This is a genomic window from Yersinia sp. 1252 StPb PI (genome assembly GCF_048593885.1).
Lineage (GTDB): Bacteria > Pseudomonadota > Gammaproteobacteria > Enterobacterales > Enterobacteriaceae > Yersinia > Yersinia enterocolitica_E.
The window spans coordinates 1-944 of the sequence record NZ_JAZGQE010000416.1 but is presented as its reverse complement, the minus strand read 5'-3'; the positions used below and the strand labels follow the sequence as shown (position 1 = coordinate 944).

Sequence of the window (944 nt, the reverse complement as noted above, 5' to 3'; positions counted from 1 at the left end):
GGTAAAAGCCAGACCATGAATAGCCGTCATATCTCCGGCAATGCGGTTGACCTGCTCCCTACTGGTGCCAACTGGAATGATTACAAGTGTTGGTTGCCGGTATTGGATGCCATGCACCGGGCTGGTAAAGAGCTGGGCGTTAAGTTGCGTTTCGGTATCAGTTGGACAGATAACCCGAATGACAAGCCAGCGAAGTTCTTGGATGCGCCTCACGTTCAGATCGATTAAGGGGCTACTCAAAATGATAACGCTGGAACGATTAAAAAAAATACTTCATTACGACTCTGAAACGGGTGTTTTTACGTGGAAAATATACCGCCGACACAATGTAGGCGTTGGCTCGACAGCGGGATCGCCGAGCAACAAGGGCTATATACAGATTAAGGTTGACGGTGTTAGTTACAAGGCTCACAGGCTCGCTTGGTTTTATGTTCATGGGCGCTGGCCAGTGGAGCAGATAGACCACATAAACCAAATTAAAGGCGACAACAGGATTTGTAATTTACGTGAAGCTACAAATTCACAAAATGTACAGCATCAAACGATTCGTAGCGACAACACCTCAGGCTATAAGGGGCTTTCTTGGCACAAGCTGATAGGTAAATGGTACGCGACAATAACCGTCGAAGGTAAAAACCTATATAAATCATTTAGCGATAAAGACGATGCTGTGGCGTGGCTTAAGGCGACGCGTGAATCACTTCACGGAGAGTTTACATGTCACGGGTGACGGAAGTACTCACTGTCCTACTGACGATTTCAGTTTTAGTCGGCGGCGGGTACTGGTGGGGTAGCGATAGTAAAAATTCGGAGTGGTCTCTCAAGTGGACTAAGCGCGATAAATCAGACCTAACGGCAGAGCTAGCCGCCAAAAAAAGTGCTGCCGAAAAAGAGGCTCAACTTCAAGCCGCGCAATTAGCTGGATTAAAGGCATATCAACAAGG

1 protein-coding gene and 2 pseudogenes are annotated in these 944 nt (G+C 47.2%); all 3 read left to right on the top strand.

The features are described from left to right. Nucleotides 1–228, top strand: a pseudogene (locus V2A85_RS24000) (M15 family peptidase); the annotation flags it as partial. A gap of 13 nt (nucleotides 229–241) precedes the next feature. Further along, nucleotides 242–730 (top strand): HNH endonuclease, encoded by a 489-nt coding sequence (locus V2A85_RS23995; protein ID WP_420072595.1) that lies wholly within the window; start codon nucleotides 242–244, stop codon nucleotides 728–730. Beyond that, nucleotides 718–944, top strand: a pseudogene (locus V2A85_RS23990) (hypothetical protein); the annotation flags it as partial. The gene V2A85_RS23995 and the pseudogene V2A85_RS23990, both read left to right, overlap by 13 nt.

What these genes read in the sequence shown, in the direction of transcription:
- V2A85_RS23995 (WP_420072595.1), top strand. Translation starts at nt 242, where the DNA reads ATGATAACGCTGGAACGATTAAAAAAAATACTTCATTACGACTCTGAA.